The organism is Winogradskyella sp. 266wxhm, assembly GCF_058964685.1.
Map to the genome: position 1 here is coordinate 1,240,281 of NZ_CM179559.1, position 17,225 is coordinate 1,257,505.

General features: G+C 32.5%; 17 protein-coding genes. 10 read left to right on the forward strand and 7 right to left on the reverse strand.

The genetic code is table 11. The features are described 5' to 3' along the window. Positions 1-35 precede the first annotated feature (35 nt). Genes AC2H4K_RS05465 through AC2H4K_RS05475 form a run of 3 tightly spaced genes read right to left on the reverse strand, consistent with a single transcriptional unit; the run spans position 36 to position 1,904 of the window. Entirely contained in the window at positions 36-401 is a 366-nt protein-coding gene (locus AC2H4K_RS05465) for a phage holin family protein (protein WP_281138774.1), read from the reverse strand. Between the two features lie 18 nt (positions 402-419). Beyond that, positions 420-1,184, reverse strand: a complete 765-nt coding sequence (locus tag AC2H4K_RS05470) for an alpha/beta fold hydrolase (protein ID WP_281138775.1) — start codon at positions 1,182-1,184, stop codon at positions 420-422. 6 nt (positions 1,185-1,190) lie between these two features. Then, positions 1,191-1,904 (reverse strand): pyridoxine 5'-phosphate synthase, encoded by a 714-nt coding sequence (locus AC2H4K_RS05475; RefSeq protein WP_281138776.1) that lies wholly within the window; start codon positions 1,902-1,904, stop codon positions 1,191-1,193. A 91-nt stretch (positions 1,905-1,995) separates the two neighbouring features. Here AC2H4K_RS05475 and AC2H4K_RS05480 point away from each other — a divergent pair, with 91 nt between their 5' ends. The 8 genes from AC2H4K_RS05480 to murI all read left to right on the forward strand — a co-directional run bounded on the left by AC2H4K_RS05480 (position 1,996) and on the right by murI (position 10,311). After that, positions 1,996-2,652 carry a CBS domain-containing protein gene (locus AC2H4K_RS05480; protein WP_281138777.1) on the forward strand — a complete coding sequence of 219 codons (657 nt, stop codon included), beginning with the start codon at positions 1,996-1,998 and terminating at the stop codon, positions 2,650-2,652. 2 nt (positions 2,653-2,654) lie between these two features. Then, a complete protein-coding gene (locus AC2H4K_RS05485) occupies positions 2,655-3,533 on the forward strand; it encodes an NAD kinase (RefSeq protein WP_281138804.1) in 879 nt (292 codons plus the stop codon). A gap of 110 nt (positions 3,534-3,643) precedes the next feature. After that, positions 3,644-4,333, forward strand: a complete 690-nt coding sequence (porG, locus tag AC2H4K_RS05490; RefSeq protein ID WP_281138778.1) for a type IX secretion system protein PorG — start codon at positions 3,644-3,646, stop codon at positions 4,331-4,333. Continuing rightward, positions 4,334-5,077 carry an undecaprenyl pyrophosphate synthase gene (uppS, locus tag AC2H4K_RS05495; protein ID WP_281138779.1) on the forward strand — a complete coding sequence of 248 codons (744 nt, stop codon included), beginning with the start codon at positions 4,334-4,336 and terminating at the stop codon, positions 5,075-5,077. Continuing rightward, on the forward strand, positions 5,046-7,670 hold the full coding sequence (gene bamA / locus AC2H4K_RS05500; protein ID WP_281138780.1) for an outer membrane protein assembly factor BamA: 2,625 nt from the start codon (positions 5,046-5,048) through the stop codon (positions 7,668-7,670). Before uppS ends, bamA begins: the two co-directional genes overlap by 32 nt. A 151-nt stretch (positions 7,671-7,821) precedes the next feature. After that, positions 7,822-8,937, forward strand: coding sequence for an OmpH/Skp family outer membrane protein (locus tag AC2H4K_RS05505; RefSeq protein ID WP_281138781.1), 1,116 nt, complete (start codon positions 7,822-7,824; stop codon positions 8,935-8,937). 29 nt (positions 8,938-8,966) lie between these two features. Next, positions 8,967-9,467: an OmpH/Skp family outer membrane protein gene (locus AC2H4K_RS05510; RefSeq protein WP_281138782.1), complete on the forward strand. Its 501-nt coding sequence runs from the start codon at positions 8,967-8,969 to the stop codon at positions 9,465-9,467. A gap of 64 nt (positions 9,468-9,531) precedes the next feature. Then, a complete protein-coding gene (gene murI / locus AC2H4K_RS05515; RefSeq protein ID WP_281138783.1) occupies positions 9,532-10,311 on the forward strand; it encodes a glutamate racemase in 780 nt (259 codons plus the stop codon). A gap of 6 nt (positions 10,312-10,317) precedes the next feature. Here the strand turns inward: murI and AC2H4K_RS05520 are convergent, their stop codons facing one another. The 3 genes from AC2H4K_RS05520 to AC2H4K_RS05530 are packed head-to-tail and all read right to left on the reverse strand — an operon-like array spanning position 10,318 to position 13,734. After that, entirely contained in the window at positions 10,318-10,836 is a 519-nt protein-coding gene (locus AC2H4K_RS05520) for a gamma carbonic anhydrase family protein (protein ID WP_281138784.1), read from the reverse strand. Between the two features lie 2 nt (positions 10,837-10,838). Then, positions 10,839-11,573 (reverse strand): LytR/AlgR family response regulator transcription factor, encoded by a 735-nt coding sequence (locus tag AC2H4K_RS05525; RefSeq protein ID WP_281138785.1) that lies wholly within the window; start codon positions 11,571-11,573, stop codon positions 10,839-10,841. Between the two features lies 1 nt (position 11,574). Then, on the reverse strand, positions 11,575-13,734 hold the full coding sequence (locus AC2H4K_RS05530) for a histidine kinase (RefSeq protein ID WP_281138786.1): 2,160 nt from the start codon (positions 13,732-13,734) through the stop codon (positions 11,575-11,577). 215 nt (positions 13,735-13,949) lie between these two features. On the opposite strand from AC2H4K_RS05530, the gene AC2H4K_RS05535 reads away from it, so the two are divergent. After that, positions 13,950-14,984, forward strand: a complete 1,035-nt coding sequence (locus AC2H4K_RS05535) for an SIMPL domain-containing protein (RefSeq protein ID WP_281138787.1) — start codon at positions 13,950-13,952, stop codon at positions 14,982-14,984. Positions 14,985-14,988: 4 nt separating this feature from the next. Then, entirely contained in the window at positions 14,989-16,161 is a 1,173-nt protein-coding gene (locus AC2H4K_RS05540) for a vWA domain-containing protein (RefSeq protein WP_281138788.1), read from the forward strand. 44 nt (positions 16,162-16,205) lie between these two features. Here AC2H4K_RS05540 and AC2H4K_RS05545 read toward each other — a convergent pair whose 3' ends face one another. Further along, positions 16,206-17,219 (reverse strand): PorP/SprF family type IX secretion system membrane protein, encoded by a 1,014-nt coding sequence (locus AC2H4K_RS05545; protein ID WP_281138789.1) that lies wholly within the window; start codon positions 17,217-17,219, stop codon positions 16,206-16,208. Positions 17,220-17,225: the final 6 nt, after the last annotated feature.

The window sequence follows — 17,225 nt, forward strand, 5'->3', positions numbered from 1 at the left end:
AAAAGTACAATATTTTTCACAACCCAACAATAGTTTTAAGCGTTTGATTTATAGCTATTTTTATCTTCTTTAAAGAAGGATTGTAAGATAGACTGAAGTATTGACAGCAAAACACTAAAAAGTATAGCTATCCATATTCCGTCAACAGAAAACCCGTCTATTAATTTATCCGCTAACAGAATAATTAGCGCATTAATAATCAACAAGAAAAGCCCTAATGTTAATATTGTTACTGGCAAGGTTAATATGACTAAAATTGGTTTTACCAACAGATTAAGTATGGCTAAAACAATGGCCACGATGAGTGCACTACCATAACCATCTACATCAACACCACCTAAAACATAAGCCAAAATAAAAACAGCCAACGCATTCAATAAAAGTCTAATTATAAGATTCATTTGTATAAATTTTTAGCTTTAAGATACAAAATTCATTACTGCATCATAAAAATCTTTTGGGTTTTCTGCATGAAGCCAATGACCAGCATTTGAAATGGTTACTATGTCTGAATTCGGAAAATGCCTATGAATTATTGAAGCATCAGATTCTCCTATATATTCCGATCTATCTCCTCGGAGAAATAAAGTATCTTTATCAAAAATTGCGTGAATTGGTAAAGCTTCACCAACCTCAGACACATTTTCCTTTAAGGCTTCTAAATTCAATCTAAGACCAAGCTGTCCTTTTTCTACCCAATACAAATTTTTGAGTAAGAACATTCGGGTTCCTGTGTCTTTAATGTATTTTGCTAATTCATCATCTGCCTCTCCTCTACTTTTTATTTGTGAAAAATCTAAACTACTTAGTCCATTTAATATCGCATCATGATGAACAGGATAATACCTTGGTGAAATATCGGCAACTATAAGCTTCTTTACTAATTCGGGATATAAAGTTGAAAATAACATTGCTGTTTTTCCACCCATAGAATGCCCTAAAAGTATAATGTCTTTTAAATTGTTTTCTTCACAATACGTCTTTAAATCTTCGGCCAGAACTTCATAATTAAAGTCATCGGAATGAAAACTACGACCATGATTACGCTGATCGACTAAGTGAACTTCAAAATTTGATTCTGAAAATTGTTTGGCTAAAGTTTTCCAATTATCTCCCATACCCAAAAAACCGTGTAAGATGATAAAAGGTTGGCCTTCGCCAATAATATTAGAATATAAACTCATTATGTATTATTTCAATTTTTCTAGATATTGCTTAATTACAGATTCTGCTCCCATATACAGACTTTCAGCAATTAAGGCATGACCAATAGAAACCTCTAAAAGGCCTGTTATATTTTCTTTGAAAAATTTAATATTATCCAAAGACAAATCATGACCTGCATTAATTCCTAATTGCAAAGTATTAGCTAAACCAGCACACTCCATATATGGTTTTATAGCTTCTTTATTACCTAAGCTATATTGATGCGCATAAGATTCTGTATAAAGTTCTATTCGATCTGTTCCTGTTTCCTTTGCTCCTTCTATTTGATGTAAATCTGGATCCACAAAAATCGAAGTTCTAATACCATTATTTTGAAATTCCGTGATCACTTCCTGTAAAAAACTTTTGTGTTTTATCGTATCCCAACCTGCATTTGAGGTAATAGCATTTTCAGCATCTGGAACAAGCGTAACTTGTGTTGGTTTCACTTCAATAACCAAATCTATAAATTTAGGAACAGGGTTTCCTTCAATATTGTATTCGGTATAAACTATAGGTTTTAGATCGTAAGCATCTTTATATCTAATGTGCCTTTCATCTGGTCTTGGATGAATGGTAATACCTTCGGCACCAAAGGCCTGAGCATCCTTAGCAAATTGTATAACATTAGGAACATCACCACCTCTACTGTTTCTTAAGGTTGCAATCTTGTTTATATTAACACTTAGTTTGGTCATCTCTAAATAGTTTTTGAGTCACAAAAATACGAAGTAGAACACGCTTTTTGCTTTATTTTTGATTAATTTGCAACATATTTAACACACAGGTATGCAGCTACAAGATTTTGTAATTAACGATGTAAAACCCTTAAATATCACTGATAAAATTAGCGATGTTCAATTGCTTTTTAATCAGTTGACTTATTCTCACATTCCAGTTCAGAATAATGGTATCTATCTTGGTTGCATTTCCGAGGCAGATGCCTATTGTTTTGAAAAAGCAAAATCTATAAGTGACTGCAACTATGCTATTGAAGGTTTTTACGTAAGACCAACCACAAATTGGCTAGATGTTCTTGAAGCTTTTGCACAAAATGACACTAACATAATGCCTGTACTAGATGAGAAGAATAAGTACTTAGGCTATTATGAACTCAACGATATTATACACTTGTTCAATGAAACACCTTTCTTCTCCGAACCTGGAGGCATTTTAATTGTTGAGAAAGGTATACACGATTATTCTTTTAGCGAAGTTTGCCAAATTGTTGAGTCAAACGACGCCAAACTCTTAGGTGCATTCATTTCTAAAATGGGTGGCGACTTAACACAAATCACCTTAAAAATAGGAAATGCCAGCTTTAATGAAGTGATACAAACTTTTAGAAGATATAGTTATAACATTATTTCTGGTCATGAAGAAGACTCTTATATCGAAAGCTTAAAAGAGCGTTCTCAGTATTTAGACAAATACCTAAATATGTAATGATGAAAGTAGCCATCTATGGACAAAATTACGTTAAGGATACAACCCAAAGCGCTGTAGAAAAACTTCTAGGCTATCTATTGGTTAAAGAAGTTGATGTATATTTTGAAAAAGAATTTCTTCAAACCCAAGACACAACTGTAATCAACAATAAAAACATTAAAATTTTTGAAACACTAGATCAAAGTTTTAACCTACTTATAAGTGTTGGTGGTGATGGCACTATACTTAGAGCTATAACTTTTGTAAGGGATTTAGGAATTCCTATCGTTGGTATCAACACAGGTCGTTTGGGATTTTTAGCCACTATACAAACTGAGGAAATTGAAAAAGCAATGTCTGAAATATTTAAAGGAAATTATAATATTTCAGAACGTTCTCTTTTAAGCATTTCAACAGATCCTGAAAATAGCGACATTGCGAAAACCAATTTTGCACTTAATGAATTAGCCATAAGCAGAAAAAACACCACATCGATGATTACTGTGGAAACACATCTTGATGGCGAATACTTAACTTCTTACTGGGCTGATGGTCTAATTTTATCCACCCCCACGGGTTCTACTGGGTACTCTTTAAGTTGTGGTGGACCAGTAATTACTCCAGCAGCAAAAAACTTTGCTCTAACACCAATAGCGCCGCATAACTTAAATGCTAGACCGTTAATAATCCCAGACAACACCATAGTAACATTCAAAGTAGATGGTAGAGAAGATCAATTTTTAATGTCTCTCGATTCAAGAATAGCTACACTTCCAAATACAACAACAGTTACCGTAAAAAAGGCTTCTTTTACAATTAAAATGGTGGTGCTTTTAGAAGAATCTTTCCTAGATACATTAAGAAAAAAGCTCCTTTGGGGAGAAGACCGTCGCAACTAAGCTAAATTTATACAATAAATCCTCATTAAATCTGTTTATCTGTAAGACAATTTGAATCAAATTGTTGAACACAAATCTTAATTGTTATATTTGCGAACTTTGAAAAATTTATGAGGTATTTTTTTCTGATTTTTATAAGTACTTTTGCCCTTAATAATGTTGATGCTCAAATCTATGAGCTTGGTATTTTTGCTGGTGGTAGTAACTTTATTGGTGATGTTGGTGCTACAGATTATATTTCACCAAATCAACTAGCTATAGGAGCTATTGCCAAGTGGAATAGAAGTCCTAGACATTCGTTTAGAGCTTCTATTATTTATTCGGACTTAGAAGGTATTGATTCTAAATCAGATGACCCTAGAAGAATAGAAAGAGATTATAGTTTTAATGCGAGTATTTTGGAAATTTCTTTAGGTATGGAATTTACATTTTTGGATTTTGATCTTCATTCAAGCGGAATGAAAGGCACCCCTTATCTATATACAGGAATAAGTACGGCATACCATAATAATTTCTATTTTTCACCAACAGGTAACAGAGTATCAGAAAACACAAGTAGTTGGGCGTACGGTATACCAATGGTATTGGGTTATAAGACTAACATTTCAAATCATCTTATATTAGCAGCAGAAATTGGTGCTCGTTATACTTTTTCTGATGAATTAGATGGCAGCGTTCCAGATTCTGAAGATAGAGAGCAACTCAGTTTTGGTAACACAAACAGTAATGATTGGTATGTGTTTTCAGGAATTACCTTAACTTATACCTTTGGTAGAAGACCTTGTTATTGCAATTTTTAAATGAGTTTAAAAGAACAAATAAATAAAGAAAAGCTACCCAACCATATTGCAATAATTATGGATGGAAATGGTCGCTGGGCTAAACAACAAGGTTTAATGCGTGTGATTGGTCATGAAAATGGCACCAAATCCGTTAGGCAAACTGTAGAAGCTAGTGCTGAGCTAGGTGTTAAAAACTTAACGCTTTATGCTTTTTCTACCGAAAATTGGAACCGTCCTAAACTAGAAGTACAAACACTGATGAAACTTTTGGTTAAATCACTAAAAAAAGAAATTAAGACCTTACAAGACAATAACATTAAGCTTTCAGCTATTGGATGCCTACACGATTTACCTAAAAAGGCGCACCAAGAACTAATAGATGTTATTGAAAAAACAAAAAACAATACAAATATGACATTAACTCTAGCTCTAAGCTACGGTTCTCGTGAAGAAATTGTTAATGTTATTAAGGAATTATCAGTTAAAGTTAAAAATAATATAATTTCTCCCGAAACTATTGATGAATCAATTATAAATAATCATCTTTACACGCAAAATTTACCAGATGTAGACCTACTTATTCGCACAAGTGGTGAACAAAGAATTAGTAATTTTTTGCTGTGGCAAATAGCTTATGCAGAATTATATTTTACGGATATTTTATGGCCAGATTTTAAAAAGGAAAATCTATACGAGGCAATCATAAACTATCAAAACAGAGAACGAAGATTTGGAAAAACGAGCGAACAACTTACCCAATAGAGCAGTGTTAAAGTCATTTATTAAATTTATTTGCATTCTATTATTCTTTACGATTTCATTTTCCGGTAATGCCCAAGTAACTGGTGGAAAAAAATACCTTATCAAAGAAATCAATGTAACAGGTAATACTAATTTTAGCCCACAAACCATTATTGCTTATTCTAAACTTAGAAAAGACGAAGAAATACAAATTGGAGGTGAAAAAATTGCCAATGCTGTAAAAACCTTATGGAAATCTAATCTTTTCAGTAGTATTGATATTTATGTAACCGATATTGATGGTGATACTGCTAATCTTGAGATTCATCTTATAGATCTCCCAGAGTTAAAAGATCTTACCATTGAAGGTGTTAAGAAAGGTAAGAAAGAAGAAATTATTAACGAAAATAAGCTTCAGGCAGGCCAAAAAGTAACAGAAAACCTTATTGCAACTACAAGAAACTATCTAACCAACAAGTATCAAAAAAAGGGATTCCTAAATACTAAAGTTGATATTTCTACATCTCAAGTTATTGACTCAGTTGAAAAAGAAAGAGTCAATATGCTTATCAAAATTGATAAAGGAGAAAAAGTAAAAATCAAGAAAATTACTTTTGAAGGTAATGAAAAAATAAAGGATAAAAAGCTTCGTAAAGCTATGAAAAACACGAAGCAAAAAAGTCTTAGTCCTTTAAGAATCTTCAAACGTTCAAAATATATTGAAGAAGATTTCAGAGAAGATTTAGTTAGTCTTGTTGATTACTACAAAGAGAATGGTTATAGAGATGCTAGGGTTATCTCAGATTCTATATCCTATGTAAATGATAAAAACATTAACTTAAATATAAAAGTAGAAGAAGGAGAGAAATACACTTTCGGTAAAATTACTTTTGTTGGTAATACAATATACTCTGACCAACAACTTTCTAATATTTTAGGTATTAAAGAAGGGGATACATATAATGGTGTAGAATTAAGAGAGCGTATTGCTAACACTAAAAATCCAGATGCCGATGACTTAACCAACGCTTATCAAAACTTTGGTTATATGTTCTCTACCATAAATCCAGTGGAAATTAGTGCAGAGGGTAATGTTATTGATATGGAGATTCGTATTTCTGAAGGTAAACCTGCTTTCTATAACGAAGTTACTGTTGTAGGAAACGATGTCACTAATGACCATGTTATATATAGGGAGATTAGAACGCGTCCGGGTGAGCTTTACAGAAAATCAGAGATTATAAGAACAATAAGAGAGCTTGGTCAGCTAGGCTTCTTTGATGCACAACAAATCACTCCTAATATAAAAAACCCAAACCCTGTTGATGGTACTTTAGATATTGAATATTCTGTAGTAGAACAAGGTTCTAGCCAAATACAACTACAAGGTGGTTATGGTGGAGGTGGCTTCATAGGTACTTTAGGTCTTTCTTTTAACAATTTTGCTATCAAAGATATTTTCAAGAAAGATGCATACAAACCTGTACCAAGAGGTGATGGACAGAGTTTAGCATTAAGACTTCAAGCTAGTCAATATTTCCAGACCTATAGCTTTTCATTTAGTGAACCTTGGTTTGGTGGTAAAAAGCCATATCAATTATCAACATCAATTTCTCACTCAAAGCAGTTTCTATATAATTCTGTAACCCGAAGAGCAGATAGAAGCCAAAGCTTTAATATTACCGGTATTACACTTGGTTTATCTACCCGATTATCCAAACCTGATGATTACTTTGTATTATCTCAAGCTTTAGGTTTCCAACACTATGATTTAAACAACTACAACACAAGGCTATTTACTTTTGGTGACGGTTCATCTAATAATTTATCTTATACTATTGGCTTAAGTAGAAACAACCTTTACACAGACCCTATTTACCCTACTGGTGGTTCAAATTTTAGTGTATCAGCCAAGTTTACATTCCCTTATTCACTAGTAAATGGTGTAGATTACGATGATCTTGCTGATGACAGAGCTGGTCAAACAGAAATAATAAACGATTATCAATCTGGTTCAAATAATGTCTCCCAAGCTGCATATAATGATGCATTAGATAGAAGAGCTGAAATTGACCAAGAACGTTATAAGTGGTTAGAATTCTACAAAATTAAGTTTAAGGTAGATTGGTATACAGCACTTACAAAAAAGTTAGTACTAAGACCTAGCATGGAGTTTGGTTTCTTAGGTGCCTACAACAATGCTAGAGGTGTTATTCCTTTTGAGCGATTTTTTGTCGGTGGTGACGGTTTAGCCAACTATTCATTAGATGGTAGAGAAGTTGTACAGCTACGTGGTTATCCAAACCAATCTTTATCTAGTACAGATGGTGGATCTATTTATAATAAATTCTCATTAGAGTTACGCTACCCTATTACACTGGGTGCTCAAGCTAAGATATACGCATTATCTTTCTTAGAAGCAGGTGCTTCAGTTGATACATTCAAAGATTTTGACCCATTTAATCTAAATCGATCTGCAGGATTTGGTCTAAGAATATTTATGCCAGCCTTCGGACTTTTAGGTATAGATTTCGGTCATGGTTTCGACAACCTACCAGATGGTTCTGCACCAAGACAGTGGGAAACACACTTTATAATTGGGCAACAATTTTAAGTTTGGCACGATATTTTCTAAAAGCATAATAAGTATTTGATCATGGTGTTAAAATTTTTAAGAATATATTTCGTTAACTTTGAAGCGAAGCGACTCTAAGCCAAAAGTTTTAGATTAGCTTATAGAAGTCTCAAATAAACAAAATAAACTAATGATGAAGTACAAAGTTCTTTTTTTACTAATAGCACTAAGCTTTATGAATTTCAGTGCTTATGCACAACGTGGAGTAAGAATTGGGTATATAGATACTGAATATATTTTACAAAATGTACCAGAGTTTCAAGAAGCGTCATCTCAGTTAGATAAAAAAGTGCTTCAATGGAAAAGCGAAATTGAAAAACGCTTGAATGAAATTGATCAAAAGAAAAAAGAATTAGAAAACGAAAGCATACTTCTTACTAAAGAGTTATATGAAGAACGTTTTGAAGATATTTCATTTGAAGAAGCAGAAATTTTAGACTATCAACAAAAGCGTTTTGGACCTGAAGGAGATTTAATGATTCAAAAGCGTCAATTGGTAGAGCCTATACAAGATCAAATTTTTGCTGCAGTGCAGGAAATAGCAGAATCAAAGCAATTCGATTTTGTTTTTGATAAATCAGCAGATGTTGTAATGCTTTATTCAGCCGAACGCTATGATATTAGTGAGCAAGTATTAAGAACAATAACTCGCGCATCCAACAGAAGTCAAGCAAAAAACAAAAAAGAACGAAAAGAATTAGAAGATGAAGAAGTTATCCCTGTTGTAGATGGCGATAAAGATGAGCGCCAGAGAGCTTTAGATGAAAGAAAAGCAAAACGTGAGGCAGATTTAGCAGCAAAACGTGCTGAAAGAGAAGAAGCATTGGCTAAAAGAAGAGCTGCGCAAGATTCAATTAGAAATGCAAATAGACTAGAAGCTGAGGCTCGTCGCCAAAAAATACTAGATCAACGCAATGGAAACTCTGATGATGACGATAAAGCCAAGACAACGAAAAAAGATTCTTCAGTACAAGCCAAAACGATTGTAAAAGCCGATAGTACTAAAGCTAAAAATGCTATTAAAAAAGATTCAACAGCTGGTAAGGAACCTAAAACAGAGGCTGAGATATTAAGAGAGGCTCGCGAACAAAAAGTAAAAGATAGAGAAGCTAGACAAAAGTCTCTAGAAGAACGAAAAAAGAAAATAATAGAACAACGAAAAAAAGCACGTGAAGAACGTGAAAAACAAATACAAAAGAGAGATTCTATAGCTAACGCTAAGAAAAACGAAGACGAAAACAATTAATTTATAACACACAAACACAATTTAGAAAAATGAAACATTTAAAATCGTTATTATTTGCAGCAGTATTATTTGTAGGTGCTACGAGTTTCAGTAATGCACAAAGTAAAGTTGCTCATATTGACAAGCAAGAGCTTATCAAAGCTATGCCAGAATACACAGCTGCTCAGGCAGAAATTGAAAAACTTGGTAAAACTTATGAAGCTACAATCCAAGGTTCTCTTAAAGAATTGGATACAAAATTAAAGCAATACAATGCTGAAGCTGAAGGAAAAACTGAAGAAGAAAACATGAAGCGTATGCAAGAGGTTGAAGGCATGAAACAAAGTTTAGGTCAATACCAACAACAAGCTCAAAAAGACTTACAGGAAAAAGAATTCAATTTATTGAAGCCTATTGTTGAGAAAGCTGACAATGCAATCAAAGCTGTAGCTAAAGCTCAAGGTTTTCAATATGTTTTAGATTCTGCTATGTTAGTCGTTGCAGATGGTAAAGACTTATTGGCAGATGTAAAAAAACAATTAGGTATTTAATATCTTAAAAAATAATATTTTTAGAAAGTCGCTTTGTTTAAAGCGACTTTTTATTTTTGTAACTATGAGCAACAAACCTATAGGCATTTTTGATTCTGGTATTGGAGGCACTTCTATTTTTAAGGAGATAAACGCACTTCTACCTAACGAAAATATCATATATCTAGCAGATAGTAAAAATGCTCCCTATGGTAATAAATCTGCAGAAGACATCCTTCAGCTAAGCATAAAAAACACGGAATACCTTCTAAAAAAAGGTTCTAAGATAATTGTAGTAGCATGCAATACCGCCACAACTAATGCTATTGATTTTCTACGTGAAAATTACAACACCCCATTTATAGGTATTGAACCAGCTATAAAACCTGCAGCACTAAATACTGAAACTAAAGTGATTGGCATTTTAGCCACCAAAGGTACTTTGAGTAGCCAATTATTTTATAAAACCTCTAGTTTGCATACAAACGGTATTAAAGTTATTGAACAAATTGGAGAAGGTATCGTTCCACTTATTGAAACAGGAAAGTTAGAATCTGAAGAAATGCAAGCCCTTTTAGAAACTTATCTAAAACCAATGCTAGATCAGAATATAGACTATTTAGTGCTAGGCTGTACACATTATCCTTACCTAATCCCTATGTTGGTTAAAATGCTTCCTAAGCACATTAAGATCATTGATTCTGGAAGAGCTGTTGCCAAACAAACTCAAGCCATCTTAAATTCTAATAATTTATTGAATTCTGAAGTAAGGAAACCTGAGGTTAACTTATATACCAACGGAAATTTAGAAATATTAAATACTATAGTAGAAAATAAATTCAATACAGCTTATCTAGACTTTTAAGTAGATTTATTCTTCTTTAAACCAACTTGAATATTTTACATAGTTATTTGCAATTCTATCAATTTCACCTGAAATTAATTCTTTACTAATATCTTTTACCTTTTTTGCTGGTACACCAGCATAAATGCTACCAGATTCTACAATGGTATTTTTAGTCACTACGGCACCTGCGGCAATTATACTATTGCTTTCTACCACACAATCGTCCATAACAATACTTCCCATACCAATTAGCACATTATCTTTTATTGTACAACCATGAACTATGGCATTGTGACCAATAGAAACATTATTGCCTATAGTTGTTGGGGACTTTTGATAAGTAGCATGGATTACAGCTCCGTCTTGAATATTGACTTTATTACCCATTTTTATAAAATGGACATCACCTCTTATTACAGCGTTAAACCAAACACTACAATTAGTTCCCATAGTAACTTCGCCTACTATAGTTGCATTGTCTGCAACAAAACAATCTTCTGGTATATGAGGATGTATTCCTCTAACAGGTTTTATTATTGGCATAATTATTTAAAATAAGATAATAAATTAGACTTTTTAGAAGCTGAAACCATAATTTCCTTTCCGTTACTTAACACCACACTTCCTCCTTTGCCTTTAACATATTTCACAACTTCATTGACATTGATTAAATAACTTTTATGAACTCTTGCAAAATTAGCTTCTGCTAAGTTCTCTTCAATATACTTTAAAGTTTTACTAACGAGCTTCTTTTTATTGTTTTTCAGGTAAATTTCTGTGTAGTTATCATCGGCTTTGCAATACATAATTTCAGATGTTTCTAAGACTTCAAAACCATCTTGTTGTGGTATCGTAATTTTACCATTTACAATATTTGTTTTAGGCACCAAAACCTGATCTTGCAAAGCGTCTTCTTTAGTTTTAATTTCCAGAACATAATCAACTGCCTTTATTAATTCATCTATTGAAATTGGCTTCATTAGATAATAGGATGCATGTGCATTCAAGGCATCAATTGCATAATGATTATATGCGGTCACGAAAATAGTTTCAAAATCTATATCTCCAACTTTATCCAACAAATCAAAAGCATTTCCATAAGGCATTTCTACGTCAAGAAATACAACATCTAAGTCATTATTTCTAATTAAAACTAAGGCTTCATCGACATTAGATGCTTCTCCTATTATGGAAATATTAGGACAATATTTAGTGAGGTAATTTCTAAGTATTTCCCTACTAGTCTCTTCGTCTTCTACAAGAATGGCATTTAATTTCATCTTAATCCTTTTTTAAAGTCACTATTACTTTAGTTCCTACATCATCTAGTTGCTGAAAATCTTCAATAAAAACATCGACTTTGTCTTTGTACATTTCATTTAATATGGCAACACGTTTTTTTATGTTATTCATACCTTTTGAGTTTTGTTTTTTCTGATGACTAGTTTTTAAAGCTTTTGAACGTTCCCTACCAATACCATCGTCAGTAATGGTAATTGTAATTTCATCTTTTGATTTAGGGGCTATACTAATTTTTAAATGTCCTTTTTCAATTTTATATCGCAATCCATGCCACACAGCATTTTCTATGTAAGGTTGTAATAGCATTGGTGGAATTTGAAAATCTTCAGTATCAATAGTCTCGTCTACCTCAATAGAATAATCAAACTTGTCTTGAAATCTAAAGTGTTCTAGTTTTGTATAAAGCTGAAGCAATTCAATTTCTTTTTTCAACGAAATAAAATCTTCTTCACTATTTTCTAAAACTGACCGCATAAGCTGAGAAAAATCCGAAAGATATTTGTTTGCAGTTCGTTCATCATTGGTTGCAATAAAACTATTCACTGAGTTTAAAGCATTAAAAATAAAATGCGGATTCATCTGACTTCTCAATGATTTTAAAGCTAATAAGTTATTTGCCAAGCGCTGTTGCTTAATGTATTTGAACATAAAATATGCGGTAACAAGTAATAAAATTAGACCTCCAATAAGTGAGTAAATAATTAATTGCTGACGCTTATTACGCTCTGTTGTAAGGGCATATTTACTTTGAGACAAAGCTCTATCACTTTCTAATGACGTTATCCTATTCTGTTGTTCTACCATGTTCCTGCTAAAACGTGCTGCTTGAGAAATTTCCTGAGATTTCTTCGCATACAAAGCGTCTACAACATTCTTAAACTCATCAATAGCAGCTCTTCCCTTTTCTTCATCACCAAGATTGTAATACGCTTCTGAAACACGTCGTGTAGCATCTTTCTTTACTTCTAAATCTCCTTTTTTATCGGCTTCTTCAATACTTTTTTCAAAATAAGGAATGGCATTAGCCCAATCGTTTTGTAACAAATAAGCGTTACCTATTTTATAATTTTGCTTTTGTAAGGTTAATGCACTTTCATTAGGAATGATGGAATCGCTTTCAATATCTTCTATACCTTCAATGGCCTCTTTTCTTAGTACAATTTCCGATTCGTAATCTCGATTGAGATTATTAAACTCAGCGACTTTAACCTGTTCTTGCACAGCTCGCTTTTTATTTTCCCCAGAAGCCAGATTTAACGAATTGGTATAATAATTTTTAGCTTCAGCTTTATTACCTTGAATACTATAGCCTTCAGCTATTTTAGAATTTAAATCGGTTACTTTAGGAGCTATGAGATGTTCCTTTGCCACTTTCAGTCCTTCTTCATAGGCTTTAATAGCTTCAGAGAATTTTTTTAGTTCAAGTTTTGTATCCCCTAAACCTTCATAATAAGTTGTCTTCTCGTAATTGGATAAATTGGATAGGTTTATCGAATTATATGTAGAAATACTTTCGTTAGGTTCACCGTTTTTTAAATAAGCTTTGGCAAGTTTTAAGTTAGCTGAAGACGTATCTTGATTTTGTAAACTGATTTTATAAGCAGAAATGGCTAAATCAAATTGTTTCCAGTACATATATATATCGCCTAACAATTCATGAGCTTCTGCACTTTGGCTAGAATTGATATCTACATTTAATGCGTCACCAATAAATTTTATACTTTTTTCTGCATCCTTTTTAAGATAGGTATCTGCAGAATCAATCATTTTATTGAACTGTCTGAAATTGCTACTAAGTTTATTTTGTCTAGTCGACTTATCAGCTTCTACAACCTCTATAGTTATACGTTCATTGGATCTTATGGTATAATATATCGTTTCAAAATCTTTATGACTTACTATAACTTCATCACCAATTTTTGCTTTTATGGTAAACCTACCATCAAAATCTGTTGTAGTATATTTTCCTCCGTTTATTAAAACTTCTACATCTTTATATGGCTCACGCGTTTTTTTATCGTAAACAGAACCTCTAATATTAAGAAGTGCTTCAGGTTTATAGTTATCCTCATACTTGTTTTGGCTAAAACTTAAAGTACAACATGCAATTACTATAATAAATGTAAGAAGTGTTCTCACCAGTCAATTTCAATTAATTGGAATAAACTTACATACTTTATTTGATTTGCTAAAATCATAACCTCTCATTTATATTCTCTTTTCTGTAAAAAATGACTGCATAACTAAAAAAAGTGCTCAGTTCCCTAATCTAAATGACTAGCATACTCATTCTCACTTTTTATTACTGTTTTTTCAATAGAGCTTTACGCATTAATCAAAAAACATTAAAACAAATGAAAAAACACACATTAGTAGTATTACTCCTCCTCTTTGGAAGTTACTACTTTCTATCCGCTCAACACAAAGGCAATTACAACCAAATCACCCCAGAAATTTCTAGACAAAACATCTTGACTTCTGGAAACGCCCACATCTACAACCCTACCGTTCAAAAACAAATACATAAAGTATTACAACCAAGTAATGTTTTGAGTATTGATGTGAAAGCACTTCAAAATGTTATGGCTACTACTTATACAGCAGTGTTCAATGTTTCGCAGATTGGCACTTCAGCAGAAAACACCAATACTTTAATGAAAGAACGCGTAGACAATATTAAAAAAGAACTAAATGCTATAGGTATCGTCGCAAAGGATGTTGCAATCGATGTTATTTCCTTTGTTCCTGTCTACGAAGTTGAAGTCACTAAAAAATTATTTAGTAAGACCTATACTGAAGTTCCGAAAGGTTTTGAGCTTCAACAAAACATACACATTCAGTTTACCAAAACAAATCAATTTGAATCTATTCTTGAAGCGTGTGCAAAAAGTGAAGTTTACAACTTGGTAAAAGTAGATTACTACATTGAAGATATCCAAGGCGTCTATAAAAATCTTCAAGATGAATTACTGAAACTCATAGAAGATAAAAAGAGTTATTACAAAGTCCTTGGTTTTGATTTAGCTAAATATGATGTTGCAATAGCAGACGATAAATACTGCTATTTTCCAAAAGATTTCTACCAAAGCTACCAAGCTTACAATAGTGTTTCTTTTGAAGCTTTTGATAGAAAAAAAGGAGTTACAAGTGCTCAAAAACAAACTTCATATTACTATCAGCCTCTAACTTATGAGAATTATGATCTGGTTGTAAACCCTTCAATATTGGAGCCCGTAGTTCAAATAGGTATGAATATCAAATTAGTTTTTACTCCAAAACCAAAAGAAAAGAAAGAAGAGGTTACCGTGAAGACTGAAATAGATCACAAGTATTATGTGATATCTCCGAACGGAACTATTGACGTTAAAGAATTAAATACAAAAAAATAAGACTATGAAAACAATTTCCAAATCCTTAGTAATAGCATTAGGACTAACAACAATTTTGTCCTGCAATGCAAAAACAAAAAATGATTCCGATAAATTAGCAATAGCTGAAACAAAAATTGAAACTCCATTAGTTAGAGTAGAACCAGAAATAAAGGTTGCGCTGTTACTTGACACTAGTAATAGTATGGATGGGCTCATAGACCAAGCAAAAGCACAATTATGGCAAATTGTAAATGAGCTTTCTTACGCCAAATGTGAAGAAAAAAGTCCCAATCTCAAAATAGCACTTTACGAGTATGGTAATGACAACTTAAATGCAGATGAAGGTTATTTGAGACAAGTAATAGCGTTTAGTGACGACTTAGATGAAATCTCAAAATCATTATTTTTACTTACTACAAATGGTGGAAATGAATATTGTGGTAAAGTTATTCAAACAGCCCTAAATCAATTAGAATGGGGAGAAGAAAAAAATGATTTAAAACTCATATTTATTGCAGGAAACGAGCCTTATACCCAAGGTAACGTAAGCTACAAAGAAGCTTCAGGTTTAGCCCATAAAAATGATGTTACTGTAAACACTATTTTTTGCGGAGATTATAATCAAGGTATTTCAACCTATTGGAAAGACGGCGCAGACTTAACTCATGGAAATTACATGGCTATAAATCACAATCAAGCAACAGTACACATAGCTTCACCTTATGACGATAAAATTTTAGAGTTCAATGAAAAGCTAAATAAAACATATATAGCTTATGGTAGAAATGGTAGAGCTAAAATGGAAATGCAAGCCGAGCAAGACCTAAATGCTATGAGCTATGATAAAGCAAATGCAGTTAGCAGAACAGTGAGTAAAAGTTCTAAGTTTTACACAAATACCTCTTGGGATCTAGTAGATGCGGAAAAGGAAGATAATTTCTCTTATGAGGATTTAAAAGAAGAGCAATTACCTGAAGAATTAAAAGGTAAATCTAAAAGTGAAATTAAATCTTATGTTGAAGCTAAACGAAAAGAACGTGAATCAATACAAAAAGAAATTACAGAACTCAACTCTAAACGAAAAGCATATATTTCCAACAAATCAAATACTACTGAAAACGGATTAGAAAATGCGATGATAAAAGCAATTAAAACCCAAGCTGAAAAGAAAAATTACAAATGGGAAAAATCTTAAATAAAAAAGGCTCAATTTAAAATTGAGCCTTTTTTATTATTTTATTAGTTTATCGCTGGACAGTTACATTCGTATTTCTCTCTTCTACAATTGAAATTATAACCAAGAGTTATTTGATGAAAACCACCAGTATTAAAATTAACCGTATTAGCTTGATATGAATACGTATAAGCAAACACAAATTGATTAAAATCAACACCTAAGAAAGGAGTTATATATTGTGCTTTTTGATTACTTACACCTGTACCGTCAAAAAACTCTGCACCATCAAGGCTTCGTCTATAAGATAATCCACCCCAAACTTTACCAAAGTCCATTTCTCTGTACACTTTCAAATTCACATCTATGGATGATTCTTTAGTAGCATCTCTATACATATACATTAAAGAAGGTTCATAACTCCAATCACTTCCAAATTTACTTATTGTATAACCAGCAGATAATAAATAACGTCTTAGATTTTTAAACTCAAAATCCCCATTTTCATTTACATTAACGCCATCATTTTCTAAAATGTTTTTTGCTGTTGCATGAACATAAAAATCCACATAATGATATGAAAATCCAAAATCAATATTAAAATTAGTTGCGCTTTGTTCTGAAGGATCTACAAGAGGATCAAACTCACCAGGAGCTAACCAACTTGTTTGATCTAAGTTATACTGAAGAAAACCAGCACTCAAACCAAAAGACAACATATTTAAATCGATCTCATTCCTAGAAAACATAAGATGGTAAGCAAATGTTGCATAACCACCAACTGTTGAGTGATAACCATTTTCATCATTAAAAACAACACCACCAAGAGCAACTGGAGAATCTCCTAATCTTCCATTCATACTCAAAGTTTGTAAACTTGGTGCATCATCAACACCAAACCACTGTTGCCTAGCAGTCAACCTTACCTTGGCACAATTAGCAACTCCAGCCATAGAAGGGTGAATTAAATAATAATTATCGGTTAAGTAATCCGAGTAAACTGGGATACCTTCCTGTGCAAAACCAAAATTTGCAACTAAAGCTAAAAGTGCTACTAAACAATATTTTTTTAATCTCATATTTTT